This is a genomic window from Auritidibacter ignavus, assembly GCF_003703835.1.
GTDB classification, from domain to species: domain Bacteria; phylum Actinomycetota; class Actinomycetes; order Actinomycetales; family Micrococcaceae; genus Auritidibacter; species Auritidibacter ignavus.
Genome location: NZ_RDQR01000020.1, coordinates 1 through 25,549 on the forward strand (window position 1 = coordinate 1; position 25,549 = coordinate 25,549).

Sequence of the window (25,549 nt, forward strand, 5' to 3'; positions counted from 1 at the left end):
CCGCTGATCGGCCACCACACCCTGCTGGCATCAAGATCCACCGCCGCGCCAGCTAATCGAACATCCGGGGATTATTTGTCTGAGGCACGGCCTACCTTTCGCGGGGATCTTGACATGAGGCACCCCGCTCCCCCAGCCGATCGGACTTGATTCCTTGAGTGGAGCGATCCGAGGAGCCACTTGTTCAGATCGATACGGTAGGTTAGCGATGTGACTTCACGACAGGACCTCCGGATTACTGACATCTCAACCTCCACGCACGAACAGTTCCTAGCCTCCCAACCAAGCGCGTCTTTTCTGCAAAACCCGCGCTGGCCCCAGGTGAAGACAGGGTGGAGAGGACAGTCACTAGGCTGGTACCGCGGTGACGAACTTGTGGCCGCCTCCCTCGTGCTGTATCGGGGTATTCCAGCGCCGTTACTCCGCACAAAGTCGTTGGCTTATCTCGCCGATGGTCCGGTATTCTCTGTTGACACCGTTGCCCTCGGGGACATTCTGGAACTGCTGGTCCCCTACCTGCGTTCTCAAGGCGCGTTCCTCATTCGGATGGGATTGCCGTTCTCGGAACGGTCGTGGAGTGCACATACCGTTCGTTCGACACTATCCAAAGGCGACGAAACTCTTGTCACAGAGCTGGATGCCGAGTCCGAGAACGATCAGGTCGTGGAGATGACCCGATTGCTCGACGACCAGGGCTGGTCCCGCCCGAAGATTACCGCGGATTTCCAGGCCGGCCAGGCCCAGTTCCAGGCTCGGATACCGTTGCCTGAGCTGTCAGAAGCAGAGCGTAACGACCGAGAATCTGAAGGTTTTCAGGAAGCGGTCGAGCAGGTCCTGTCACGAATGGACAGCACTTCGCGTCGACAGACCCGTAAATCCACGCGCTCGGAGCTGAAAATCACCGCTACGGGAGCGGAAGCTCTCGATCGCTGGCAGCAACTTTTTGAAGAAACCGCCGAACGGGATGGATTCTCGGGCAGGCCGCAGGAGTACTTCGAGCGCATGGCCACGGCGCTGGGAGACTCTGAGGTCGCAGATTTCAAGGTGCTACTGGCAGAATACGAGGATCAGCTACTGGCTTCGGCTATTTACGTCCAGCAACGAGATACCGGTTGGTACGTCTATGGCGCCTCGTCACGGGAAGAATCCAAACGCTACGCACCTCGCGCTTTGCAGTTGGAACAGATTAAACTGTCGTTGGAGGCGGGCTGTCGCTGGTACGATCTCGGCGGGATCTCACCAACTTTGGATAAAGAACACCCCTTGGCTGGTCTGAGCCGGTTCAAAACCACCATGGGCGCTGATGTGCACCAGACTATGGGTGAATGGGATTTGCCACTCAACAAGTTGCTAGCCAACGGGTTCAACTTCTATATGAACCGTCGTGGTTAGATCGTGGCGCTATTCCTCGACCGGCGTCCAGGCGCAACCGAGGTTACCTTGATCTCCTTTGATGATGACGCTCACCCATCCCGGCCATAACTTGTCATGCGGTATGTTTGGCTCGTAGGAACCCAGCACCATCACCTCCCCGGTTTCTTCTGGGAACTCGTTCAGTGTGGGGGCGCGCTCGGACAGGGGCGCGCTCATGTCGTCCGGGGCAACGTAGGTCTGATGAGTTGATACCGGGTAGCCTTCTCCTCCACGAGGAGCGTGACAGACTCCACCAAATGCGGGATAAGGGTCAGTCCGGACAGGCCACCACTCGTGGAGTCCTTCCACATATTCGGCACGAACAACACGGGTTTGCTCCCCCGATCCCGGATCCGAGCAGGGAGCTTCATCGCTTGGATACCGCAGAAACTCATGGACCTCCAAGCCCCCGTCTACCGGGGTCACGTCCGCAACCACGTCTCCACAATGTGCGCTTCGTGCGAAAGGTACAGGGGACTGCTCCGGTCCATCCTCTGTAGCGATCCACATGGACCACCTGATGTCGTAGGCGTTGCCTTCATAACGCTTGATCTCAACGGCTGCGTCCACGATGCCGTTCCCGGTCAAATCTTGATGAATCACGTCACCGAGCTCAAAGACAGGTGTTACATGCTGCGTTCCCTCACCGTCCAGCTCTAGCCTGCCCTCATGAAGGGATAACTCCGTGGTTTGATCACTAGGGGAATACCCGGAAAAGTGGAAGTCGATCGAGCTGAAATCGGTCTCCTCCAAACTCTCAATGTCTGGCTCGGGAGCCTTCGAGGATTCCTCACTAGCCTCTTCACTCGACAGCGACTGCGACGGTGAAGTGCCCGCGGTTTCAGTCGAGGACTCCGAGGCTTCTGGCGCGTCCGTTGGCGCAGTCGAGGAAGCATCAGTTGCCTCCGGCACTTCCGACCCACCACAGCCGGTTAGGATCAGCGACAGGAGAGCGAAGCCAACAAAGTACCTGGTCAGTGATGTGGTGAGTGAGTGTTCGTGATGAGATCCAGTTAACGCCATAACTGAAGTCTACAGGAAGGTTCAACGATCATTCAGGGCCTCGCTTCTTCCATCAACTCATCTCGTCAACGCGCTTTTAAACGCCGATGGCGCCGACTCCCCGGGGAGTCGGCGCCATCGGTATGAAGGACTTCGCATCGGTTAGCGGAAATCGCCACCCAGACCGTAGTCATCCAAGCTAATCGCGTGGTAGTCGCCACCGATCTGCTCCATACCCGGGTAATCGAAGTCCGGGTAAGCAATCGGAGAGGTGAATAACTTGTTCTTGGCTTCCTCGGTGGGTTCCACGACCACGTTGGAGTACCGGTCCAAGCCGGTACCGGCCGGGATCAGCTTACCGATGATCACGTTCTCCTTCAGACCCAGCAACGGATCGGTCTTACCCTCCATAGCGGCCTGTGTTAGAACGCGGGTGGTCTCCTGGAAGGATGCAGCCGACAGCCACGAGTCAGTAGCCAGCGACGCCTTGGTGATACCCATCAGCTCGTCACGGCCTGAGGCCGGACGTTGACCCTGGGCCACGGCAGCGCGGTTGGCGTTGACGAACTCGGTGCGGTCGGTGAGTTCGCCGGGCAACAAGTCGGTGTCGCCGGACTCGATCACGGTAATGCGACGTAGCATCTGGCGAACAATGACTTCCACGTGCTTGTCGTGGATGCCCACGCCCTGGGACTGGTACACGTTCTGAACTTCCTTGACCAGGAACTTCTGAGCGGCCCGCGGTCCGAGCACACGCAGCACCTGCTTGGGGTCAACCGCACCGGAGACCAGCTGGGTACCAACAGCGACGTGCTCGCCGTCTTCCACCAGCAGGCGGGAGCGACGCAACACCGGGTAGGCGATTTCGTCGGAGCCATCGTCCGGGGTGAGGATCAGCTGGATCTGACGGTCGTCGTCTTCGATCCGAACGCGACCGGCCACCTCGGAAATCGGGGCCACACCCTTCGGGGTACGGGCCTCGAAGAGCTCCTGAATACGGGGCAGACCCTGGGTAATATCGTCAGCCGATGCCACACCACCGGTGTGGAAGGTCCGCATGGTCAGCTGGGTACCGGGCTCACCAATGGACTGCGCAGCGATAATACCGACAGCTTCACCAATATCGACCAGCTGGCCGGTTGCCATCGAGCGACCGTAGCACTTCGCACAGGTGCCCACCTGGGATTCACAGGTCAGCACGGAGCGGACCTTGATCTCGGTGATGCCGTTGCTGATCAGCTTCCCGATCAGCACGTCGCCGACGTCCGAGCCGGCCTCAGCCAGCACGGTGCCGTCGTCTGTGGTGACGTCGGTGGCCAGGGTGCGTGCGAAGCACGAGGTCTCCACGTTCTCATCCAAGACCAACTCGCCGTCCGCGTTGGCGGTAGCGATGGTTTCGGTCAGACCACGGCGGGTACCACAGTCGTGCTCGCGAATGATGACGTCCTGGGAGACGTCGACCAGACGACGAGTGAGGTAACCGGAGTTTGCGGTCTTCAACGCGGTATCGGCCAGACCCTTACGAGCACCGTGGGTTGCGGAGAAGTATTCCAGCACCGACAGACCCTCACGGTAGGAGGACTTAATCGGACGCGGGATAATCTCACCCTTCGGGTTGGTCACCAGACCACGGATACCAGCGATCTGACGAACCTGTAGCCAGTTACCACGCGCTCCCGAGGTCACCATGCGGTTAATGGTGTTCAGTGGACCCATACCAGCGCGCATGGCCTCGGCGACCTCGTCGGTTGCCCGCGACCAGATGTCGTTGAGTTCACTGCGGCGCTCGTCGTCAGAAATCAGACCGGTGTCGTACTGGCCCTGGACCTTGCTGGCCTGGTCTTCGTACTTGGCCATCACCGCAACCTTGTCGAAGTCCGAGGTGATGTCGGAAATTGCCACAGTCACACCGGACCAGGTACCCCAGTGGAAACCAGCGTTCTTCAGGTTGTCCAGGGTGGTAGCGGTGTCGATCAGCGAGTAGCGCTCAGCCAAATCATTAACCAGTGCGCCCAGGGTACCCTTGGTTTGACGCTCATCAACCCAGGGGTAGTCATCCGGCAGCAGGTCGTTGAACACGACCTTACCCAGCGTAGTTTCGATGGTTGCCGGCTGACCGGGTTCCCAGCCTTCCGGAGCTGATACCGCCTCGGATGGCACGAAGTTCTGCACAGTGATGGTCACCGGTGCATTGAGGTGCAGTTCGTTGTTGTCGAAGGCCATGGTGGCTTCACCCACGTGGGTGAAGTGACGGCCGGCGCCGACCTCGTCCTCACGCACGGTGGTCAAGTGGTTCAGGCCGATAATCATATCCTGCGACGGAACAGCAACCGCGCGGCCGTCCGAGGGCTTGAGGATGTTGTGGCTGGAGAGCATCAGCACCCGAGCCTCGGCCTGAGCCTCAGGGCTCAGCGGCAGGTGCACGGCCATCTGGTCACCATCGAAGTCTGCGTTGAACGCAGCACAGACCAGCGGGTGCAACTGAATGGCCTTACCTTCCACCAGCTGCGGCTCGAAGGCCTGAATACCCAGACGGTGCAGAGTCGGTGCACGGTTGAGCAGTACCGGGTGTTCGGTAATGACTTCTTCCAGCACGTCCCATACTTGAGGGCGGGTGCGCTCTACCATGCGCTTGGCGGATTTGATGTTCTGCGCGTGGTTGAGGTCCACCAGCCGCTTCATGACGAAGGGCTTGAACAGCTCCAAAGCCATCTGCTTGGGCAGACCACACTGGTGCAGGCGCAACTGCGGGCCCACCACAATCACCGAACGGCCGGAGTAATCAACACGCTTGCCCAACAGGTTCTGACGGAAACGACCCTGCTTACCCTTGAGCATGTCCGATAGCGACTTCAGCGCACGGTTACCTGGTCCGGTCACCGGACGACCACGACGCCCGTTGTCGAACAGCGAGTCCACGGACTCCTGTAGCATCCGCTTTTCATTGTTCACGATGATCTCGGGAGCACCCAGATCCAGCAGACGCTTCAGACGGTTATTGCGGTTGATCACACGACGGTAGAGGTCGTTGAGGTCCGAGGTGGCAAAACGACCACCATCGAGCTGGACCATCGGGCGCAACTCAGGCGGAATCACGGCCACCGCGTCCAGCACCATACCCTGCGGGGAGTTATTGGTGGTCAAGAAGGCGTTGATGACCTTTAGACGCTTCAGGGCACGAGTCTTGCGCTGGCCCTTACCGTTCTGAATGGTTTCGCGCAATTTTTCGGCTTCTGCCTGTAGGTCGAAGTTCTCCAAACGACGCTGAATCGATTCAGCACCCATGGAACCTTCGAAGTACTCGCCGTACTTGTCACGCATGGAGCGGAACATCGACTCGTTACCGATCAAGTCCGAGACCTTGAGGTTCTTGAAGGTCTCCCAGAGCTCTTCAAGCTTCTTGATCTCGTCGTCGGCGCGCTTACGGATCTGAGCCATGGTCTTCTCAGCAGTGTTGCGTGCCTTGGTGGTAGCTGAGGACTTGGCACCCTCGGATTCCAGCTGGGCCAGCTCATCCTCGAGATCCTTGGCCACTGCGGCGATGTCGGCATCGCGCTGGTCAGCCAGGTGCTTGACCTCTTGGTCGTGTTCCACCTGCAGATTAGGCAGATCCTGGTGACGAAGTTCTTCGTCAACATCGGTGATCATGTAGGCAGCGAAGTAGATGACCTTCTCCAAGTCCTTCGGTGCCAAATCCAACAGGTAGCCCAGGCGGGAGGGCACACCCTTGAAATACCAGATGTGGGTCACCGGTGCGGCCAGCTCGATGTGGCCCATGCGCTCACGGCGGACCTTGGAGCGGGTGACTTCCACACCACAGCGCTCGCAGATGATGCCCTTATAGCGCACGCGCTTGTACTTACCGCAGTAGCACTCCCAGTCGCGGGTCGGTCCGAAGATGCGCTCACAGAACAGACCATCTTTTTCGGGCTTGAGGGTGCGGTAGTTGATGGTTTCGGGTTTCTTGACCTCACCATAGGACCAATTGCGAATCTGATCCGCAGTGGCTAGCCCAATGCGCATGAGGCCGAATGAGTTTTCAGTGGACATGGTCCGTAGAACTCCTGATGTCTAAAAGGGGATGAAAGCTTTCTGGCGGGCGTGCTGGATCAGACGGTTTAGACTTCCCCGATGGTATCCACAGAGTCGGGCTCTGCGTGGGAGAGATCGATACCGAGTTCTTCAGCGGCCCGGAATGACTCCTCATCCGAGTCCCGCATTTCAATGGCCTGGCCTTCAGAGGACAAGACCTCAACGTTCAGGCACAGTGACTGCATTTCCTTGACCAGCACACGGAACGATTCCGGAACGCCGGGCTCTGGAATGTTTTCACCCTTGACGATGGCCTCGTAGACCTTCACACGACCGTGCACGTCATCGGACTTGTGGGTGAGCAACTCCTGCAGCGTGTAGGCAGCACCGTAGGCCTCCAGCGCCCACACTTCCATTTCACCGAAGCGCTGACCACCGAACTGCGCCTTACCGCCCAGCGGTTGCTGGGTAATCATCGAGTACGGGCCCGTGGACCGGGCGTGAATCTTGTCGTCCACCAGGTGGTGCAACTTCAGCATGTACATATAGCCGACCGAGATGGGGTCCGGGAAGGGTTCACCGGAACGACCATCGAACAGCTGCGCCTTGCCGTTTTCACCCATCAGGCGTTCACCGTCGCGTGAAGGATTCACCGACTGTAGCAGTCCCTGAATCTCTTCGGCTTCAGCACCGTCGAAGACCGGGGTAGCCACGTTCAGTGGTCCGGTCTCACGTGGCAGGTTGGGCAGGTTGCGCAACCACTCGGGCTCGCCTTCGATCTTCCAGCCGTTGGCCGCAATCCAGCCCAGGTGTAGTTCCATCACCTGGCCGAGGTTCATACGACCCGGAACACCTAGCGGGTTCAGAATGATATCGACCGGAGTACCGTCGGCCAAGAACGGCATATCTTCCACGGGAAGAATCTTGGAGATCACACCCTTGTTACCATGACGACCAGCCATCTTGTCACCGTCGGTGATCTTACGCTTCTGAGCCACGTAGACACGGACCAGCTGGTTGACACCAACCGGCAGATCATCGTCGTCTTCGCGGTCCAGGATGCGGATACCGATCACGGTTCCGGATTCACCGTGCGGAACCTTCTTAGAGGTGTCACGAACTTCCTTGGACTTCTCGCCGAAGATGGCGCGCAACAGGCGCTCTTCGGGGGTCAGCTCGGTTTCACCCTTCGGAGTGACGCGACCGACCAGGATGTCCCCGGCCTCGACCTCGGCACCGATGTGGATGATGCCACGCTCGTCAAGCTGTGACAGCACTTCCTCGGAGACGTTGGGGATGTCGCGGGTGATCTCTTCAGCGCCCAGCTTGGTGTCACGGGCATCGATTTCGTACTCCTCAATGTGGATCGAGGTCAGCACGTCATCGGAAACCATGCGCTGGGAGAGGATGATCGCATCCTCGTAGTTGAGGCCTTCCCACGGCATGAATGCCACGAGCAGGTTCTTCCCCAGGGCCAGCTCACCGTTATCGGTGGCGGGCCCATCAGCGATGACCGACATAGTCTCCACCCGATCACCTTCGGCCACGCGCACCTGCTGGTTGTAGGCGTTGCCCTGGTTGGAGCGAGCGAACTTCTGGATCTTGTAATGGGTGGTAGTGCCATCGTCGTTCATCACGGTCACCATGTCGGCGGAAGCCTCGGTGACAACACCGGGTTTGGTGGCGGTCACGGAGTCGCCAGCGTCCAGCGCGACGTACTTCTCCATACCCGTACCCACCAACGGCGCTTCAGACTTCAACAGTGGCACCGCCTGACGCTGCATGTTCGCACCCATCAGCGCGCGGTTAGCATCGTCGTGCTCCAAGAACGGGATCAGGGCGGTGGCTGCCGAGACCATCTGACGTGGGGAGACGTCCATGTAGTCAATATCGGACGGTTCAGCCAGTACCGGTTCACCGTCACCACCGCGCTGACGACACAAGACCTGTTCTTCAGCGAAAGAGCTATCCTCGTTCAGCACCGCGTTAGCCTGGGCAATCTGGGCGTCCAGCTCGTCATCAGCGGTGAGGTACTCAACACGGTCAGTGACCTTACCGTCAATGACCTTGCGGTACGGAGTCTCAATGAAACCGAAGGCGTTGATCCGACCGAAGGTTGCCAACGAACCAATCAGCCCAATGTTGGGACCTTCTGGGGTCTCAATCGGGCACATACGACCGTAGTGCGAGGGGTGGACGTCGCGGACTTCCATCCCCGCGCGATCACGAGACAGACCACCCGGTCCCAGGGCGGAGAGACGCCGCTTGTGGGTCAGACCGGCCAGTGGGTTGTTCTGGTCCATGAACTGCGAAAGCTGGGAGGTTCCGAAGAACTCCTTGATGGAAGCAACCACCGGACGGATGTTAATCAAAGTCTGAGGGGTAATAGCCTCAGCGTCCTGGGTGGTCATCCGCTCGCGCACCACGCGCTCCATACGAGCCAGACCGGTGCGGATCTGGTTTTCAATCAACTCGCCGACGGCGCGAATGCGACGGTTACCGAAGTGGTCGATATCGTCCATCTCGACGCGAATATCGACCTCTTCGCCGTTGTGTTGACCCTTGATGGTCTTCTCGCCGGCGTGCAGAGCACAGATGAAGTGAATCATCTGCGCCACATCCTGCTCCGTCAACACGCTCGATGCGGGGTCGGACAACGGAGCGTCGACGCCGAGCTTGCGGTTGAGCTTATACCGACCCACTTTAGCCAGATCGTAGCGTTTCTCAGTGAAGTACAGGTTAGCCAGCAGAGTTTGGGCTGGATCCACAGCTGCCGGTTCACCTGGACGCAACTTGCGGTAAATGTCCAGCAGGGCTGCCTTCTGGTCTTCGGTTTGGTCCTTTTCCAGGGTCAACCGCATGGAGTCATATTGACCGAATTCTTCGAGAATCCGGGACTCCGACCAGCCCAGGGCCTTGAGCAACACAGTCACCGGTTGCTTGCGCTTACGATCCAGGCGCACCGAGACCTGGTCGCGACGGTCAATCTCCAGCTCAAACCAGGCACCACGGGACGGGATAATCCGGGCCGAGTAGACGTCCTTATCGGTGGTCTTGTCAGGGTGGCGTTCGAAATAGGCACCCGGGGAACGCACCAGCTGGGAAACCACAACACGTTCAGTGCCGTTGATGATGAAGGTGCCTTCTTCAGTCATCAACGGGAAGTCACCCATGAACACCGTCTGTTGCTTAATTTCACCGGTGTTGTAGTTCATAAACTCCGCCTTGACGTACAGCGGAGCAGCGTAAGAGGAGTCTTTCTCCTTCGCTTCATTTTCGGTGACCTTAGGGTCAGAGAATTCCGGATCAGTGAACGACAGCGACATCGTTCCCTGGAAATCCTCAATGGGTGAGATTTCCTCGAAAATATCGGAGAGCCCGGATGTGGTAGCTACCGAATCATCACCGATTTCCTGGGCATGCGCAACACGCTGTTTCCACCGTTCGTTACCGACCAAGCGGTCGAAAGATTCGGTCTGGAGTGCTAACAGGTCGGGCACGTCCAGAGGTTCGGCAATCTTCGCGAAAGAAACTCGGCCTGCAGAGGCGGCGTGGCGAGGATTGGTAGCGGCTGAATTATTTGAGGTGCTCGAAGCGACCAAAAGAGTGATCCTTTCACAGACCTTCTGTGTACAGTTCTGACTTCCCTACACACCGTGTCGCATCCGGTGCGACACGCGAGGTTGGCCGACCCACCGCTATATGAAGGTCAAGACCGTATACCGTATATTTATCGTGGCGTGCCAGAAGGGGCTCATGGCACGACACATGGAAGATAGGGATACGCAAAAGAACAGCTTATCACATTTCTATCCTGACCCCAAGCCCCTGCTGAGACACTTGTGGCCCCACGCCATCCATGGTGCGGGGCCACAAGCAGTTCAGTCGATGCTAAGCAGCTGATGCCACTGGCATTACTTCAGGGTGACGGTAGCGCCAGCACCTTCCAGCTGCTCCTTAGCCTTCTCGGCAGCTTCCTTGTCCACGCCTTCCAGCACGGGCTTCGGAGCACCATCGACCAGTTCCTTGGCGTCCTTCAGACCCAGCGAGGTCAGTGCGCGAACTTCCTTAATCACGCCGATCTTCTTGTCGCCAGCAGCTTCCAGGATAACGTCGAACTCGGACTGCTCGTCAGCAGCGTCACCGTCACCGTCGTCACCAGCAGCCGGAGCAGCAGCAGCGGCAACCGGAGCAGCAGCGGTCACGTCGAATTCTTCCTCGAATGCCTTGATGAAGTCAGACAGTTCGACCAGGGTCAGCTCTTTGAAAGTGTCCAGCAGTTCTTCAGTGGATAGCTTAGCCATGAGTGTGGCTCCTTTACGTAGTGGGTTCTCAGGTTCAAGAACTCAGATGTGAAGTTTTTGGTGTGATCAGTTGACCACGTAGTCCATCGCCTCGACGATGGGGTTAGGCGGCGTCTTCCTGCTTGGCACGCAGTGCCTCGGTCGTACGCACGGCCTTCGACAGCGGGGACTGGAACAGCGCGGCGGCCTTGGACATACCACCCTTCATTGCTCCTGCCAGCTTCGACAGCAACACCTCGCGAGATTCCAGATCCGCAAGCTTCTTAACACCCTCAACATCGAGTGCGGCACCTTCCATGTAGCCGCCCTTGATGACCAGGGCCTCATTGTCCTTGGCAAAGTCACGCATAGCCTTTGCTGCTTCAACCGGCTCACCTTCGATGAAAGCGATAGCAGTCGGACCGTTGAGTAGTCCCTCGAAGGCATCTACTCCGGCTTCTTTGGCAGCAATGTCAGCAAGCGTATTCTTCACCACGGCGTAGTGGGTGTTCTCACCGAGAGAGCGGCGCAAGGTCCTGAGCTGCTCCACGGTCAGACCACGGTACTCTGTGAGCACAGCAGCATCCGAGTTGCGGAAACGCTCCACCAACTCAGCCACTGCGGCCTCTTTTTCAGCAGTCGCCATGGCACTCCTTCCGATTGCTTCAGCCGGTACCTAACGGCTTCGACACAAAAAAACGCCCCGTGCAGGCGTGCACAGGGCGCAGCAATACTGAAGATTGTGATCAGCAGTCTTCAACTGGCTTGACGTTCACACCTGCGCTGGTCGCTTTTGTGTCAAAAGCTTTATAGTCATTCCGTCGCGGCGCTCATGTTGTCAGATGGGCACCAGAATTAACGACCGGCGGTCTTTGGTGGTTAATAAGCTACCCTACCGATTCCCGCAACACCAAATCCACGCTTGGAATGAGAGCGAGATCATCAGCGGACGTGTTTGCTAGCGGGCTGAGAGTGTTGCTGGGGTTGGCCCGGTCGCTGAGACCTCCGGCGAGTTTTGATCTCATAGGCGACGAGCAACAGCACGAGCCACAGTGGTCCGACAAAGACCGCGGTACGGTACTGTTGCGACCATCCCATGATCACGACCAGGAGGGCGAAAAACACCAACACAATCCAAAACACCACCGAGGCTGCGGGAAGTTTGAAGTGAAGCTTTTCGCGTTCCTCTTGGCTGAGCTGGGCACGGAATTTGCGGTGGGTGATCATGACCATAGTCCAGTTGATCAGCGCAGCCGCCAACGCCACGGACATCAGGTATCGAAAGGCGAAATCGGGCCAGAGCATCACCACCACCACGGCGATGACGGTCACCGCCGAGGAGACGAGCACACCCCAGTACGGCACGCCACGTCCGGAGACCTTGGTGAGAAACGAGGGAGCGTTTCCTTGCAGTGCCAGCGAGTACAGCATCCGAGCGTTGGAAAAAAGTCCGGAGTTATAAACGGAAATGACCGCGGTGAGCATGACCAAGTTCAGGATGTGGGCAGCTCCGGTAATGCCGACGGCATCAAAAATTTGCACGAAAGGACTGGAATGCCCGTCGATCTGGTGCCAGGGCACCACGGACATGATGACAGCCAGAGCCAAGATATAGAACAGCAGGATGCGCAGAATGACTTGGTTGATGGCTCGGGGGATGGATTGCTGCGGACGGTCAGCTTCCCCGGCAGCCACCGCCACCAGTTCGGTGCCGCCGAAGGAAAACATCACGACGGCCATGGCGGCGATGATGCCGGTCAGTCCCATGGGCATAAATCCGCCGTGGTCCCACAAGTGGCTAAAGCTGGGGTCTGGCAGTTCGGGATTGGAATTGACGCCCAGGATAACCACCACGGTGCCAAGCACAATCATGGCGATGACTGCCACAACTTTCACCACGGCGAACCAGAATTCGAATTCGCCGAAGGTTTTGACACCGACCAGGTTGATGAAGGTGATCAGCACTAAAAAGAAGGCTGCTGAGACCCAGGGTGGTACCTCGGGGAGCCAGTAGTTGACGAAGGATCCGACCACCGCCAGCTCGACCATGGCTACCGCAATGTAGTTGAACCAGTAGTTCCACCCGGAGACGAAGCCAGCCCGCCGACTCCAATATTTGTGGGCATAGTGGGTAAATGCTCCGGCCACGGGCTCGTGGACGGACATCTCCCCCAAAGCACGCACCACCCAGAAGATGATGAGGCCACCGATGAGATAGGCGATGAGAATGGCGGGCCCGGCCAGACTGATGGAATCGGCAGAACCATAGAACAGCCCCGTACCAATAGCGCCGCCCAGAGCAATCATCTGAATGTGCCGATTCTTCAAGTCTCGTTTCAGACGCTGGTCGTGTTGAGCGACATCGTATGCCACAGCGGTGCTTCTTTTCTGTCGTGAGGTGGATACAGGGCGACAAAGCGTAGACGGACCTCGCAAAGGTCTAGGTCATCGGCTCTGCAGATCAGAGTACCCTCGCTCCGTGGTGTTGTGAACGCAAAATGTCAGGCGTGTTAACAACGATGTGGCTCTCTGGGGGCCTGTTGTGGGAGTGGGAGACTCTGAAAACTACTGTGGCCTTCACCGAGACAACCGGTGAAGGCCACAGCTAACGGGCTACCGGAGGGCTTTAGGCCTGTTCAGTAACAACCCGAGTGACGTTAGGATCCACGGAGATGCCGGGGCTCTGCGTCGATGCCACGGTAACGCTGGAAATGTAGCGTCCCTTAGCGGAAGAGGGCTTGAGCCGGATAACCTCCTCCAGTGCCGCGGCGTAGTTCTGAGCCAGCTTCTCAGCATCGAAGCTGGTCTTACCGATGATGAAGTGCAGGTTGGAATGACGGTCGACGCGGAAGTCGATCTTACCGCCCTTAATATCTTCAACCGCTTTGGCAACGTTCGGGGTCACGGTTCCGGTCTTGGGGTTCGGCATCAGGTTACGGGGACCCAGGATCTTACCGAGGCGACCGACCTTACCCATCATGTCCGGGGAGGCCACGGCGGCGTCAAAATCAGTCCAACCGCCCTGGATTTTTTCGACCAGATCATCGGAACCGACGTAGTCGGCACCGGCTGCTTCGGCAGCGGCGGCGTTGTCACCGGTGGCGAAGACGACAACGGTCGCGGTCTTACCGGTACCGTTGGGAAGGTTCACGGTACCGCGAACCATTTGGTCAGCCTTGCGGGGATCCACTGACAGACGCATCGCCACATCCACGGTGGCGTTTTTCTCAGCGGGGGTAATGTCCTTCAGAAGCTTGATTGCTTCAAAGGGGCTGTACTGACGGTCTTCAATTTTGGCCGCGGCTGCCTGGTATGCTTTGCTGCGCTTTGCCATCTGCTAAATCTCCTTATGCAGTCGTGGTGTAACGGGCCGCGCTCGACCCATGCCACTGAAATGTTTTGGGTGTTGTTGACGGGCAACAACGATGATCCGTATGGACCTGGTTAGTCTTCGACAGTGATACCCATCGACCGTGCAGTGCCGGCGATGATCTTGGTAGCGGCTTCAATGTCGTCAGCGTTCAGGTCAGCCATCTTGGTCTGAGCAATCTCAGCCAGCTGATCCTTGGTGACCTTACCGACCTTATCGGTGTGCGGAGTCGAAGATCCCTTGTTCACACCGGCTGCCTTTTTGATCAGCTGCGCCGCCGGAGGGGTCTTGGTAATGAAATCGAAGGAACGGTCTTCGTAAACGGTGATTTCCACCGGGATGATGTTTCCACGCTGGGACTCTGTGGCGGCGTTGTAGGCCTTGCAGAACTCCATGATGTTCACACCATGCTGACCAAGCGCCGGACCAACCGGAGGTGCCGGATTAGCAGCACCAGCTTCAATCTGCAACTTGATCAGACCAGCGACCTTTTTCTTGGGGGCCATATTCGGGTCCTTTTCTATCGTCGTTCTTCGATCACAGGAGCGTGATCGAAGGGGTGATCACCGTGGCGCGGTGATCGAGGTCGTGGCGCCCGGCCAAAGCAACCGGGACCACGAAGTCTTTTCTACACTTTGGTCACTTCACTGAAGGACAGGGTCACCGGCGTCTCGCGTTCGAAGATGGATACCAGCACCACCAGCTGCTGGGAGTCAACTTTGACTTCCGATATGGTAGCCGGCAACGACTCGAACGGCCCTTCCTTGACGGTAACGGATTCGCCGACTTCGAAGTCGACGGTGACTTCCGGAGCCACTTCTTGCACGGCTTCCTTGGGTGCAGGTTTGCCTTCGTCCTGGGCCTTCTTCGCGGCTTCCTGCAGAATCGAAGGGGCCAACATGTCGTAGACCTCGTCTAGGCTCAGCGGCTCGGGCTCGTAGGCGTCGGCGCCGACAAATCCGGTCACGCCAGGGGTGTGGCGCACCACGCCCCAGTTTTCTTCAGTAAAGTCCATACGCACCAGCGCGTAGCCGGGAATCCGAACACGGTTGACGACCTTGCGGTTGGAGTTCTTAATCTCCACAGCTTCTTCCATGGGAACTTCGATCTCATAGATCTCGTCAGCGTCCATGGTCTGAATGCGCGTTTCCAGGTTGGTCTTGACACGACGTTCGTAGCCGGCGTAGGTGTGCACCACGTACCACTCACCAGGCTGGCGACGAAGCTTCGCGCGTAGTTCTTCGCCGATCTTCTCCAGATCGGTTTCGCCATCATCATCGCTGTCGGTCTCGGCCTCGTGAGCCTGGTCAGCTTCCTCTGCGCTTGTTACGGCGTCAGTGTCGCCAGATTCTTCAGGAGTGGATTCTGCAGACGCTTGGGCCTCAGCGACGTCGTTGCCCTCAGGGTTTGCCACGGCATCCTGGTCTGCAACGGTGTCATCGGAGGCCACAACCGACTCATCGATGGACTGTTGCTCGCGTTCTTGCTCGGACACGTGATTCCTGCTTTCCTCGGTAACTTGCTGGTCTGATGGCCGTGACAGTTGCCGGCCTGAGGCTCTTAGACAGTTTCTTGACCGCCGAAGAGGAACGACGCTCCCTGCCCAAAGAGCCAGTCCAACACAAATACCACGGCGATCACGATGATCACGAAGACCAGAACAACGCCGGTCATTTTCAGCAGTTCTTCGCGGGTCGGGGTGACGACCTTACGGATCTCATCAACGACCTGACGCAGAAACAACATGATGCGGCTGAAGAAACCACGCCGTTCGGAGCGGCTCTGGCCACCGTCCTGAGTTTCGTGCGTTGATTGTTCGGCCACGGATCCTCGCTCGGTCATCAATAAGGGTGATCTGCTGTACGCTGGCGGATATTCCGGCAACTTACTGCGCAGGGCAGACAGGACTCGAACCTGCAACCTACGGTTTTGGAGACCGTTGCGCTACCAATTGCGCCACTGCCCTCGGTGTTCGGGGGGGGGATTTCACGCACCACAACAAATGGTGAGTGGACACCGAATGACTAGTCTACGATGTTGTCCGCTCATCACCAAATTGAACACGGAAGTTGCACGAAGTCGCCTATCGCCCCGGTATCTGTCAGACGGTTTCAAGTATTGTAAAGAGTGGCTGGTGTCCCCGCCCTCGGTCGGTGATGGCTCAGAAGAAAACGGGTACGAGTATCCTCGCCTGCCTCGCCGACGGTAGCCGGTGTCACTCAGCGTGTGAAGGCAGAACAATATGTCGAAGGGACCTACCATCATGGTTGAACCCGCCCGCCGCGTTTCCGCTCGGTTAAATGCCATCACCGAGTCCGCCACTCTGGCGGTGACCGCGAAAGCCAAAGAGCTCAAGGCCGCTGGTCGCGAGGTGATTGGATTTGGCGCTGGAGAACCAGATTTTCCCACTCCTGACTACATCGTTCGCGCCGCGGAGGAAGCTACCACCGATCCGGTCAACCATCGCTACTCCCCTGCCGGTGGGTTGCCCGAGCTCAAAGAAGCCATTATTAACAAGACACAACGTGATTCGAAGCTGAGCTACCAGTCGCAGGAGGTGTTGGTCACCAATGGGGCTAAGCAAGCGGTGTACAACACCTTCGCTGCTCTGCTGGACCCAGCCGATGAGGTGCTGGTGCCTGCACCTTATTGGACGACCTATCCCGAATCAATCAAGTTGGCCGGTGGAGTCCCTGTCGATGTGTTTGCCGGCCCGGAGGCCGATTACTTGGTCACCGTCGACCAGCTCGAGGCTGCTCGCACCGAACAAACCAAAGTGGTGCTCTTCGTCTCACCGTCGAACCCCACCGGAGCCGTGTACTCGCGCGAACAGACCCGTGCCATTGGCGAGTGGGCCCTGGAACACGGTTTGTGGGTGGTTACCGACGAGATCTACGAGCACCTGCTCTACGATGGGGCCGAAGCACAGTCCATAGTTTCGGTCGTCCCCGAGCTCAAGGACCAGGCCATCATCCTCAATGGTGTGGCCAAAACCTACGCGATGACCGGGTGGCGTGTTGGTTGGATGCTGGGCCCGGTCGACGTCATCAAGGCAGCCACCAACCTGCAATCTCATGCCACCTCGAACGTCGCTAATGTTTCTCAGCGGGCTGCCATTGCCGCATTGAATGGTTCATTGGAGGCCGTCGAAGAGATGCGCCAGGCCTTCGATCGTCGTCGACAAAAGATCGTACAGATGCTCAACGAGGTGCCCGGATTCTCCTGCCCGACACCGCGTGGCGCGTTCTACGTCTACGTCGATGTCCGCGACGCACTGGGCCGGAAGATCAACGGCCGTGTCGCCGAAACGTCACAGGATTTGGCCACCATCATCCTTGAGGAGGCCGAGGTCGCGGTGGTTCCCGGTGAAGCGTTCGGTCCCTCCGGGTTTTTGCGACTGTCTTATGCACTGTCGGACGAGGACCTCGAAGAAGGCACCTCTCGCCTTCTGCGTTTGTTCTCCTAAGACCGCCCACGACCGATAGTCGCACCGGAGAAAAACCACTAGCCTGGAAAGTGTCTGGGATAACCCATCAGGGTTGTACCCGGGATTTCTGAGCGGTTTTCTTGACTGTTTTGACGAAAGGATACCCCTGGTGCGCATCGGAATCTTAACCTCTGGCGGAGATTGTCCCGGGCTCAACGCCGTGATCCGGTCAGCGGTGTTGCACGGCATCAAGTCTTTCGACGACGAGCTAGTGGGAATTCGCAACGGCTGGGCCGGACTTATTGACAAAGACTATTTCGAGCTCCCCCGCCAGGTGGTTCGGGGCTTGGCACGCACCGGAGGCACGATTCTTGGTACCTCCCGCACCCACCCGTATAATGCTGAAGGCGGTGGGCCGGAGAATATCAAGCGCAATATGGAAGACATGGGACTCGGCGCGCTGATTGTCATCGGCGGAGAAGGCACCCTCGCCGGGGCGCAACGACTCTACCAGGACGGGATCAACCTGGTAGGAGTGCCGAAAACCATCGATAACGACCTGCGTGGCACCGACTACACATTCGGGTTCGACACGGCACTGTCGATTGCTACCGATGCGATGGACCGGTTACGCACCACCGGTGAGTCGCACCACCGGTGCATGGTCGCTGAGGTGATGGGACGTCACGTTGGCTGGATCGCATTGCACTCAGGCCTCTCCGCCGGCGCCCACGCAATCTTAATCCCAGAATTCCCAACCCCGATGGAGCAGGTCAGCGAATGGGTCACACAGGTGCACGAACGCGGTCGGTCGCCACTTGTTGTCGTGGCTGAGGGGTTCATCCCTGAAGGCCACACCGATCCAGTGGCAGAGGCCGGGGTGGAAGCATCCGGCCGCCCGCGACTGGGTGGAATTGGAGAGTGGGTCACCCACCAGATCGAGGATCTAACCGGCATCGAGACCCGCAACACCGTTTTGGGACACATTCAACGTGGCGGGGCACCCACCGGATATGATCGGGTGCTCTCAACCCGATTCGGCATGGCCGCCATCGATCTGATCCATCGCGGACACTACGGTCGCATGGTGTCTTTGGCCGGTACTGAGATCGTCGACGTTGACTTGGACCAAGCTCTGGCCGGTTTGAAAGAAGTCCCCCAGCAACGCTACGACGAGGCGAAGGTTCTTTTTGGTCGATAATCCACGCATGCACCCGACCGATCCCTCGGATCAGCACAAACGTGTGATCCTGTTAGCCTGGGCCACTTCCATGGGGGCGGACCCCCAGGAGGTGCTAACCGTCGCGGACCAGCCCGGCTCCGGACCCCACCGTTTTCCCGTGCTCTCCGACCACGCCGATTCGAAGATCGCCAGCGTGATTCGGATTTACAACATCACGTTCATCTACGGTCCGTCCTGGTTTCTACAAGCCGCCAATGAGATTGATGACGAAATTCTCGCCCTGGAATCCACACTCATTCGTCTCGGCGCCTCGCACGGGGCACGCTCGCTGGGGGAAACCACGCTGTACTATGCCGAGGACCTCCCCGAGATCAGCGGGTCGGATGCGGTAGCGATCAGTGAGGACCGCGAATTTATCACTGAGTTAGAAGCCAGGTGTCCTTCCGACGATGTGGGGGCAGCCGCGCTGTCGCAAACCGCGCAAACCTTTGCGGTGGTCTCCGACCAAGACCCCGGAAATCTGCAGGTGGTCGCCGGTTCCGGTTACGAGGAATGGGCGTCGCTAATCGCGGATCTCACGGTGTTGGTTGACCCGGATTTCCGGGGCCACGGCTTAGGCACCTACGCCGTCGCCGTCGCCGCCGAAGAGGCCTTCATGGCGGGCCTGATCCCCCAGTGGCGGGCTGCCATGGGCCACCGCGCGGCCCAACGGATGGCTGATGCCATGGGCTTCCAACTCAGTGGTTCCCAGACCACCCTTAAATTTGAGGCAACCGAATCCCACGCCGGATAGCCAGTGGGAGGCTGGAGCAACAGAACACCCTAAAGCCCTGGATGGGCGCTACGAGCGTGAGGTGCCGGGGCGTTGACGTCGTAGATTCATCAAACCGGTGGGTCGCCCCACGGTATTGCCGGCATCTGTGGCCACCAGGACTTGTTGCGTCGCTGCCATATAGGTGTAGTCGGGTGCATCCTCGGCACCGTTCGGGGCGTGGTCGTCGGCGTGATCTGCGGGGAGCTGTTCCCGGATGAGCAACTCTGCCTTAGGGTCCACCGCCCGTTTGATGACTGCCAAGGCGATGGGTCCCATTTCGTGGTGATGGCCCACGGAGGTGACCCGCCCCAGCGCGCGAGCTTTGTCGAGCCTGGCGCGGTCGGCACCGGTTTCGCCACCCTCGGGGCGCAAAATGACATCCGCGCCGGGTTCGGGTAGCCCGTGAACCGAGCCGTCGAGAAGAAGTTGCACCAGTCTGCGGGGCGGGTGGCCGAGATTATGGACGCGGGCCACGGTTTCCTGCCCCTTATAGCAACCTTTATTCAGGTGCACCGCGGTGCGGAGCAAGTCTAGCTCATGGGGAATAGAACGCTCGTCGGTATCAACCAATTGACGAGGTCGTCCCGCGGCGACGCGTAGTGCTTCAGCACTCATCATGCCCGCCCAACGGTAGCCGTCAGGCAACAACTGCTCATCACGGTTCGAGCCGCCCAGCGCGGACCGGTCCACTAGGTATTCGTACCAGGACCAGTCCACCCCCGGGTGGTCATCAGGGTCGACGTCCGGGGTATAGGCGTATCCGCCCGGACCGATGTGTGGCCAGGGATCCTGCCAGCACGGGGTCGCGTCCCATCCGGGCACAGGGGCGGTCGTTGCCACGACAGCCAGGTCGTCACTACGGTCGGCAATCTCTACCCGGGAGGCAAACTTCATCGCCTCCAGCCATCCGGCCAGCGAGGCACCCAGCCCAGGTTCTACGGTCATCCAGGTCGTCTCGCCGTCGTCAACCAGGTGTACCTGGAAGTCCAAGCGCCCGTGCAGGTCCAGGAATAAGGTCTCAGTGGAGGTTCCCGGCGGCAGGGTCGCCAGATCCTGGGAGCTGAGCACGTGCAATAATTGCAACCGGTCAGCTCCGCTGATGGTCACCACGCCACGGTGACAGAGATCCACCAGGGCCCGTCCCCGGTCCAGCGCACGTTGTTCGGCAATGGGATGGCCGTAGTGAGCAGCAACGGGCTCATCCACCCCGCCAGCGGCCACGGCGCCGGGCACTGCCGTGGGTGGTAACAACAGCGGTGACGGATCGGGAACAGTGCGTGTCGTATCGGGTTCAGTCAGCATCGGTGAGATGAGCTCAAGATAGATCGTGTTTTCCCGGGGTATGGACGGTGCCGGGAGCAAGCCGGCCATCGGTGAGACTCTTCATGCGGTCCAGGCTGGCCGAGGCGTGCGGTTGCGCCGGGGACGATGCGGTCTCTTTCACATCCCAGCGCCAGAACAGCTGGCCGTTAACGAGTCCCAGGATGCGTTCGGCGCTGTGGTACTGGCCCGTCAGCTCCCCGCGCATCACGGTCTCGGCGCGCAGGCTAATCTGCGGACCACGCACCACGCCGTAATACAGCTCGCTGAGTGATCCCGGGTGCGTGATGGTAGCCGTGATAGGGAATTCGTCCTCCGAGAACCGCAGGGATTCCACATCATCGGCCGACCGGTAAGCCGGCACCACATCGGCGGGTTTCATCCCGGGACCCACATCGGCGTCGTGGCGTTCGCGCGCCAGAGACCAGAAGCCGGTTTCGATCGTCAACGGGCGAATCAAGGTGGCGTCGGCTTCACACAGCCAGGACTCGGCACGATATTCCAGGAAGGGCAACCCGTACTCGGTGAAATCAACCCTTTGGTAAAAGATCTCGTCAGACTCTGTGCCTTGGCCGAGTCGGCCCTGCCCCTCCCAGGAACCGATCAGCCAGCTCAGTGGCGCCAGCTCGGGAACGAGGTCTACCGGCAGTTCCATCACCATAGAAACGAGGTACTCCTACATCAACCTGGGCGCCTGGCCACGGGGCGAGCACCCAGGATCAGATTGCGACGGCTACTTTTGTCCTTTGAACAGCCCAGCGATCACCAGCACGGCGACGGCGGCCATGCTTAGTGCAATCAGGCCCAGCAACACAAGGAAGAAAATTTCAAGTGCGAGAAGATTCATAGCCCCTATCCTACTGCACTGCCCCGGCTGCGACCGATCCTTACAGGTCGAGGCCCGGGTGTTCGACCACCGGCTTTAGTGACGACGTTGGATGTGGCGCCCTTCGTGATCGGCGTGGAGCCACTGGTCGGCAAATTCTCCGGCGGTGAACGCCTCCAGATCCTCGTTGACAACTTCCAGCAGCTCTTGGTCTCCGCCAGTGTCGACGATGTCCAGGCTCAGTAAGGGCTTTTCGGTCTCACGATCACGGATCACCACCGCGTCGCCGATAACTTCGGAACCTGCGCCAGGACCCGAAAAAGCCGCGGTGAGGACTCCGCCGATGAAACGAAACACTCGTTCCACCCGGTCGCGACCGGCTGGTTCCAGAGCGACGGTGAAAAATTCGTGTGCTGGGCGCCGGGCTTGCTCGACCGAGAGCTCGCGAGAAAATTCAGTCATGTCACTACCCTAAGGCTTTTAGATCAATGCGGGCACTACCCAGACGGTGAAATACTGCAGGATGCCCAGCCCCAGCACGGGAACCATGCCCACTGCGATCGCCGACACCGGTGCATCGCGGATTTCGATGGGGGGTGCGCCCAGGGACTGGAGTTCGGCGGTGGTGCGCCGACCCAGCACATACACCATGTGGTGAACCAGTACGACCATCAAGGCTCCGACCCCGGCGGCAATGACGGTAGGAACAGAAAGTACCAGCGGGTGAGGCAGTTGCAACGCGGTGGTGGTGGCGATACCTGCCACGATCCCTAGGGCACTAGCAAGAAAACGGTGGATGGGAAACAGCGAGACCACACCGGCCACCATCACGCCGATGAGCGCGGTGAAAGCCAACCAGTTCAGGCCCCCGACTTGTTGGGTGGCCTCGATCTCGGCTCCGTAACCGGCGTAGCGCAGGATCCGGTCAACGTCCATGCGGGCAATCAGCGACCACAGTCCGGTCGCGGCCATGATGGAGATCGACACGATTCCCAGTCCCAGACGTGGCGGACGGTTTCCATTTTGCGGTCCCGCGATTAATTCGGTGACGAACAGCGCGATCAGGCCCAGCGATAAGGTGATCGCCACCGGGGCCATCCAAAGATCCGGGCGTGCCATCTCGAAGGAATAATTCCCGCTGAACCGGGTGTCCTCAGGCAACAGGGCCAATAACCAGGTGGAGATCATCCCCACGGCGGCAATCACGGCGATGAGCAGCACTGTCAAACGTCCCTTGACGAGTCGAGCAAGACCCACACTGAAGACAATAACCAGGACGGTGACAACCCCGGGCACAGCCCAGCGCGCCACGTCGTTGGTCATCAGCACAGCCAGGGAGAGACCCGCACCCGCCAGTAAGGTTCCTAAAGCCGCATATATTAAACGCACGTTTTCATTCTGTCATGGCCTCGGACTCTCGCCGGGATTTCGTGTCTCAGCAAACTTTGGCCTGCAGGCGGACACCGGTACTGTGGAGGCTATGAACTCCCTGCAGGTGCGTGACCACGATCTTAATTCCCAAGAGCTCAGTTATCTTCAGGCCTTGGCAGCCCTGGGGCTTCGCGCAGATAATAATGAGCCATTTTCTGATCAAACCTGGGTCGAGATCCGTAGCGGTCGAGCTGTGGTGTTCACCGCGGACTCTACCTCTCATCCTGGATGGGCGGTCGCGGCGGCACTGGTTGGCCAGGGAAACGCTGAGGACCCATATCTCGTGGAGATGGTGGTTCATCCCCAAGAACGCGAGCGCGGTCTCGGCTGTGCTGTGGCGGATAAAATCGCCTCGTATCTTCAGCAAAACGCGCCCGCCGACGCGCTGGTGACCGCCTGGAGTCACGGCAATCACGAAGCTGCGAATATTTTGGCCCAGCGGTACGGTCTTGCCCCGGTCCGTGAGCTGTGGCGGATGGGGCTCATCGGCTCTGAAGGGTCCCACTGGCCAGATCACCCACCGCAAGGTTATCGGTTCCGCACTTTCGTACCCGACCAGGATGACCGTGCCTGGCTCGAGGTGAACGCCGCGGCCTTCGTGGATCATCCCGAGCAGGGCAAAATGACCCTTCAGGATCTGCAGTCACGGATGAAACAGGACTGGTTCAGCGCTGATGGGTTTTTTGTGGCTGAGCAGGAAGATACCGGAGACATGGCGGGATTTCACTGGACGAAGGTGGTTCCCGGTGCTGAGTCCGGAGAGGTTTATGCCGTCGGTGTTTCCCCCGAGGCTCAAGGTAGCGGACTGGGACGAGCACTCACCGCACGCGGGATGAACCATCTTGTCGAAAATGGTCTCACTCATTTGGTGCTCTATGTCGATGCGGACAATACACCCGCGACAAAATTGTATGACTCGTTAGGATTTTCTGTGGAGAATGTCGATGTCATGTTTTCGTCGACGACGTCCCGACATCATGTCCAGGAGAATGATTCGTGAGTTCGGTAGCCGAATATATTCAGGATCTCACCGCTCAACGTACCTCATCTGCGGTGGAAGATCCCGGTCCAGCATCTGACATCGTCGCCTGTGGAATCCTCCCTTGGCGTTGCGAGCGTGGCGCGCTCGAAGTCTTATTAATTCACCGTCCCCGGTACGACGACTGGTCGTGGCCCAAAGGCAAACTCGATGAGGAGGAGACTCTACCCGAGTGCGCGATTCGCGAAACACGAGAGGAGATTAATCTCGACGTCGAGTTGGGCATCCCTCTGCCGATCATCCGGTACCAGGTGGAGGGAAAGTCAAAAGAAGTCTGGTACTGGGCGGCTGAAGTCACCATGCAGCAGCCCCGTGCTGATCAGGGTGAAGTCGATCGGGTGGAATGGCTTTCCGTAGAGCAGGCTCGTCAACGGTTGACCAATGACAATGACCACCAGCCTCTCGACGCCCTGGTTGAAGCATTCGAGAATAAGACGTTGAGAACGCGTCCCTGCCTGTTTTTACGTCACGCCAAAGCCAAACCACGCTCCAGCTGGTCGCGGGCCGAATCGGAACGCCCACTGGCGGCCACCGGGCGTCGTCAGGCCTGGACCGTAAAACGCCTGCTGGAGGCCTGGTCGCCACAGCGAGTGATCTCCTCGCCCTGGGTCCGTTGCATGCAGACTGTGGCGCCTTTCGCCAAGCAGGCTAAGCGAAACGTCAAACAACGCGATATTCTCACCGAAAAGCAAGCCGGTAAGAAGGCATCGAAAGCCACCAAAGAGTTCCTGGCGCAACTTGGTAAGAACCGCCCGCGGGTCATCTGCACTCATCGGCCCGTTTTCCCGCGTATTTTTGAGGCTATCAAGGCACACCTCAAAAAGTACGCCGAGTCTAAAGACCTACGAGACCGGTTACTCAACGCCCTGCCAACGGACAATCCCTACGTTAGCCCTGGTGCGGTGATTGTGGTGCATCAGGCCGTGGATCGCCAGCTACGTATTGTGTCCGTCGAGATCTACGATTCCTACGACCTTTAACGCAGATAGTGACGTCTGCCGGGGACATGCCGGTAGGATTCAGGACAAGAACTATTCGGAGTGAGGAAACTGAGATGACTGAGGTACAGCCCGGATCCGAGAACCAACCGGCCAAGAACGTCCATCCCGGAGCAACTATCAGATTGTCTGAGTCCAATGATCGGTTTGAGCTGTGGGACAACGGCGAATTCATCGGCTTTCTCGGATTCAGTGTAAACCCCTCTACCGATGAGAATGGCCGTGAAGTCCTGCACCTGCAACACACCATCATCTCCGAAAAATATGGGCGCCAGGGGTATGCACGCGCCCTGGTCACCATGGTGTTAGATCAATTACGTAAAGATCACGTGCAGGTCATCTCCAGTTGCTCCTATATCGACCGTTACTTGCAACGCTACCCGGAATATCAAGACATGGTCGTTGACTGAC

21 protein-coding genes and 1 tRNA gene are annotated in these 25,549 nt (G+C 58.6%); 7 read left to right on the forward strand and 15 right to left on the reverse strand.

Annotated elements, in window-relative coordinates:
• Nucleotides 1–210 precede the first annotated feature (210 nt).
• Nucleotides 211–1,392, forward strand: a complete 1,182-nt coding sequence (locus tag DYI20_RS09580; RefSeq protein WP_244924678.1) for a lipid II:glycine glycyltransferase FemX — start codon at nucleotides 211–213, stop codon at nucleotides 1,390–1,392.
• 9 nt (nucleotides 1,393–1,401) lie between these two features.
• On the opposite strand, the gene DYI20_RS09585 is transcribed toward DYI20_RS09580, so the two are convergent.
• From DYI20_RS09585 to DYI20_RS09640, 11 genes are all read right to left on the reverse strand, one after another.
• The gene (locus DYI20_RS09585) at nucleotides 1,402–2,436 is read right to left on the reverse strand and encodes a hypothetical protein (RefSeq protein WP_122549390.1); all 1,035 of its coding nucleotides are present in this window, start codon (nucleotides 2,434–2,436) and stop codon (nucleotides 1,402–1,404) included.
• Between the two features lie 141 nt (nucleotides 2,437–2,577).
• The gene (locus DYI20_RS09590; RefSeq protein ID WP_110097937.1) at nucleotides 2,578–6,465 is read right to left on the reverse strand and encodes a DNA-directed RNA polymerase subunit beta'; all 3,888 of its coding nucleotides are present in this window, start codon (nucleotides 6,463–6,465) and stop codon (nucleotides 2,578–2,580) included.
• Nucleotides 6,466–6,533: 68 nt separating this feature from the next.
• Complete coding sequence (gene rpoB / locus DYI20_RS09595; RefSeq protein ID WP_122549391.1) at nucleotides 6,534–10,049, reverse strand: DNA-directed RNA polymerase subunit beta; 3,516 nt, start codon at nucleotides 10,047–10,049, stop codon at nucleotides 6,534–6,536.
• Nucleotides 10,050–10,361: 312 nt separating this feature from the next.
• Nucleotides 10,362–10,751, reverse strand: a complete 390-nt coding sequence (gene rplL / locus DYI20_RS09605; protein WP_110097939.1) for a 50S ribosomal protein L7/L12 — start codon at nucleotides 10,749–10,751, stop codon at nucleotides 10,362–10,364.
• 103 nt (nucleotides 10,752–10,854) lie between these two features.
• Nucleotides 10,855–11,376: a 50S ribosomal protein L10 gene (gene rplJ / locus DYI20_RS09610; protein WP_110097940.1), complete on the reverse strand. Its 522-nt coding sequence runs from the start codon at nucleotides 11,374–11,376 to the stop codon at nucleotides 10,855–10,857.
• Between the two features lie 296 nt (nucleotides 11,377–11,672).
• Nucleotides 11,673–13,103 (reverse strand): amino acid permease, encoded by a 1,431-nt coding sequence (locus tag DYI20_RS09615; RefSeq protein ID WP_244924679.1) that lies wholly within the window; start codon nucleotides 13,101–13,103, stop codon nucleotides 11,673–11,675.
• A 253-nt stretch (nucleotides 13,104–13,356) separates the two neighbouring features.
• Entirely contained in the window at nucleotides 13,357–14,064 is a 708-nt protein-coding gene (gene rplA, locus DYI20_RS09620; protein ID WP_110100641.1) for a 50S ribosomal protein L1, read from the reverse strand.
• A gap of 110 nt (nucleotides 14,065–14,174) precedes the next feature.
• Complete coding sequence (gene rplK / locus DYI20_RS09625) at nucleotides 14,175–14,606, reverse strand: 50S ribosomal protein L11 (RefSeq protein WP_110100642.1); 432 nt, start codon at nucleotides 14,604–14,606, stop codon at nucleotides 14,175–14,177.
• A gap of 122 nt (nucleotides 14,607–14,728) precedes the next feature.
• On the reverse strand, nucleotides 14,729–15,595 hold the full coding sequence (nusG, locus tag DYI20_RS09630) for a transcription termination/antitermination protein NusG (protein WP_110100643.1): 867 nt from the start codon (nucleotides 15,593–15,595) through the stop codon (nucleotides 14,729–14,731).
• A gap of 65 nt (nucleotides 15,596–15,660) precedes the next feature.
• Nucleotides 15,661–15,942 (reverse strand): preprotein translocase subunit SecE, encoded by a 282-nt coding sequence (secE, locus tag DYI20_RS09635; RefSeq protein WP_110097944.1) that lies wholly within the window; start codon nucleotides 15,940–15,942, stop codon nucleotides 15,661–15,663.
• Nucleotides 15,943–15,993: 51 nt separating this feature from the next.
• A tRNA-Trp gene (locus DYI20_RS09640) sits at nucleotides 15,994–16,066 on the reverse strand.
• A 297-nt stretch (nucleotides 16,067–16,363) separates the two neighbouring features.
• Here DYI20_RS09640 and DYI20_RS09645 point away from each other — a divergent pair.
• The 3 genes from DYI20_RS09645 to DYI20_RS09655 all read left to right on the forward strand — a co-directional run bounded on the left by DYI20_RS09645 (nucleotide 16,364) and on the right by DYI20_RS09655 (nucleotide 19,503).
• On the forward strand, nucleotides 16,364–17,566 hold the full coding sequence (locus DYI20_RS09645; protein WP_110100766.1) for a pyridoxal phosphate-dependent aminotransferase: 1,203 nt from the start codon (nucleotides 16,364–16,366) through the stop codon (nucleotides 17,564–17,566).
• A gap of 130 nt (nucleotides 17,567–17,696) precedes the next feature.
• On the forward strand, nucleotides 17,697–18,728 hold the full coding sequence (locus tag DYI20_RS09650) for a 6-phosphofructokinase (protein WP_110100644.1): 1,032 nt from the start codon (nucleotides 17,697–17,699) through the stop codon (nucleotides 18,726–18,728).
• A gap of 7 nt (nucleotides 18,729–18,735) precedes the next feature.
• Nucleotides 18,736–19,503, forward strand: coding sequence for a GNAT family N-acetyltransferase (locus DYI20_RS09655; protein ID WP_122549393.1), 768 nt, complete (start codon nucleotides 18,736–18,738; stop codon nucleotides 19,501–19,503).
• A gap of 48 nt (nucleotides 19,504–19,551) precedes the next feature.
• Here the strand turns inward: DYI20_RS09655 and ygfZ are convergent, their stop codons facing one another.
• From ygfZ to DYI20_RS09675, 4 genes are all read right to left on the reverse strand, one after another.
• Nucleotides 19,552–20,826: a CAF17-like 4Fe-4S cluster assembly/insertion protein YgfZ gene (gene ygfZ, locus DYI20_RS09660; RefSeq protein ID WP_122549407.1), complete on the reverse strand. Its 1,275-nt coding sequence runs from the start codon at nucleotides 20,824–20,826 to the stop codon at nucleotides 19,552–19,554.
• A 13-nt stretch (nucleotides 20,827–20,839) separates the two neighbouring features.
• Nucleotides 20,840–21,505, reverse strand: a complete 666-nt coding sequence (locus tag DYI20_RS09665; RefSeq protein ID WP_110097948.1) for a nitrobindin family protein — start codon at nucleotides 21,503–21,505, stop codon at nucleotides 20,840–20,842.
• A 261-nt stretch (nucleotides 21,506–21,766) separates the two neighbouring features.
• Nucleotides 21,767–22,132 (reverse strand): hypothetical protein, encoded by a 366-nt coding sequence (locus tag DYI20_RS09670; protein WP_110097949.1) that lies wholly within the window; start codon nucleotides 22,130–22,132, stop codon nucleotides 21,767–21,769.
• Nucleotides 22,133–22,150: 18 nt separating this feature from the next.
• A complete protein-coding gene (locus tag DYI20_RS09675) occupies nucleotides 22,151–23,059 on the reverse strand; it encodes a hypothetical protein (RefSeq protein WP_158524709.1) in 909 nt (302 codons plus the stop codon).
• A 91-nt stretch (nucleotides 23,060–23,150) separates the two neighbouring features.
• Here DYI20_RS09675 and mshD point away from each other — a divergent pair, with 91 nt between their 5' ends.
• The 3 genes from mshD (at nucleotide 23,151) to DYI20_RS09690 (ending at nucleotide 25,548) form a co-directional block, all read left to right on the forward strand.
• Nucleotides 23,151–24,101, forward strand: a complete 951-nt coding sequence (gene mshD / locus DYI20_RS09680) for a mycothiol synthase (protein WP_158524710.1) — start codon at nucleotides 23,151–23,153, stop codon at nucleotides 24,099–24,101.
• The gene (locus tag DYI20_RS09685; RefSeq protein ID WP_233487895.1) at nucleotides 24,098–25,120 is read left to right on the forward strand and encodes an NUDIX hydrolase; all 1,023 of its coding nucleotides are present in this window, start codon (nucleotides 24,098–24,100) and stop codon (nucleotides 25,118–25,120) included. The genes mshD and DYI20_RS09685 overlap by 4 nt, the downstream gene beginning before the upstream one ends.
• A gap of 74 nt (nucleotides 25,121–25,194) precedes the next feature.
• Complete coding sequence (locus DYI20_RS09690) at nucleotides 25,195–25,548, forward strand: GNAT family N-acetyltransferase (protein WP_110100648.1); 354 nt, start codon at nucleotides 25,195–25,197, stop codon at nucleotides 25,546–25,548.
• Nucleotide 25,549: the final 1 nt, after the last annotated feature.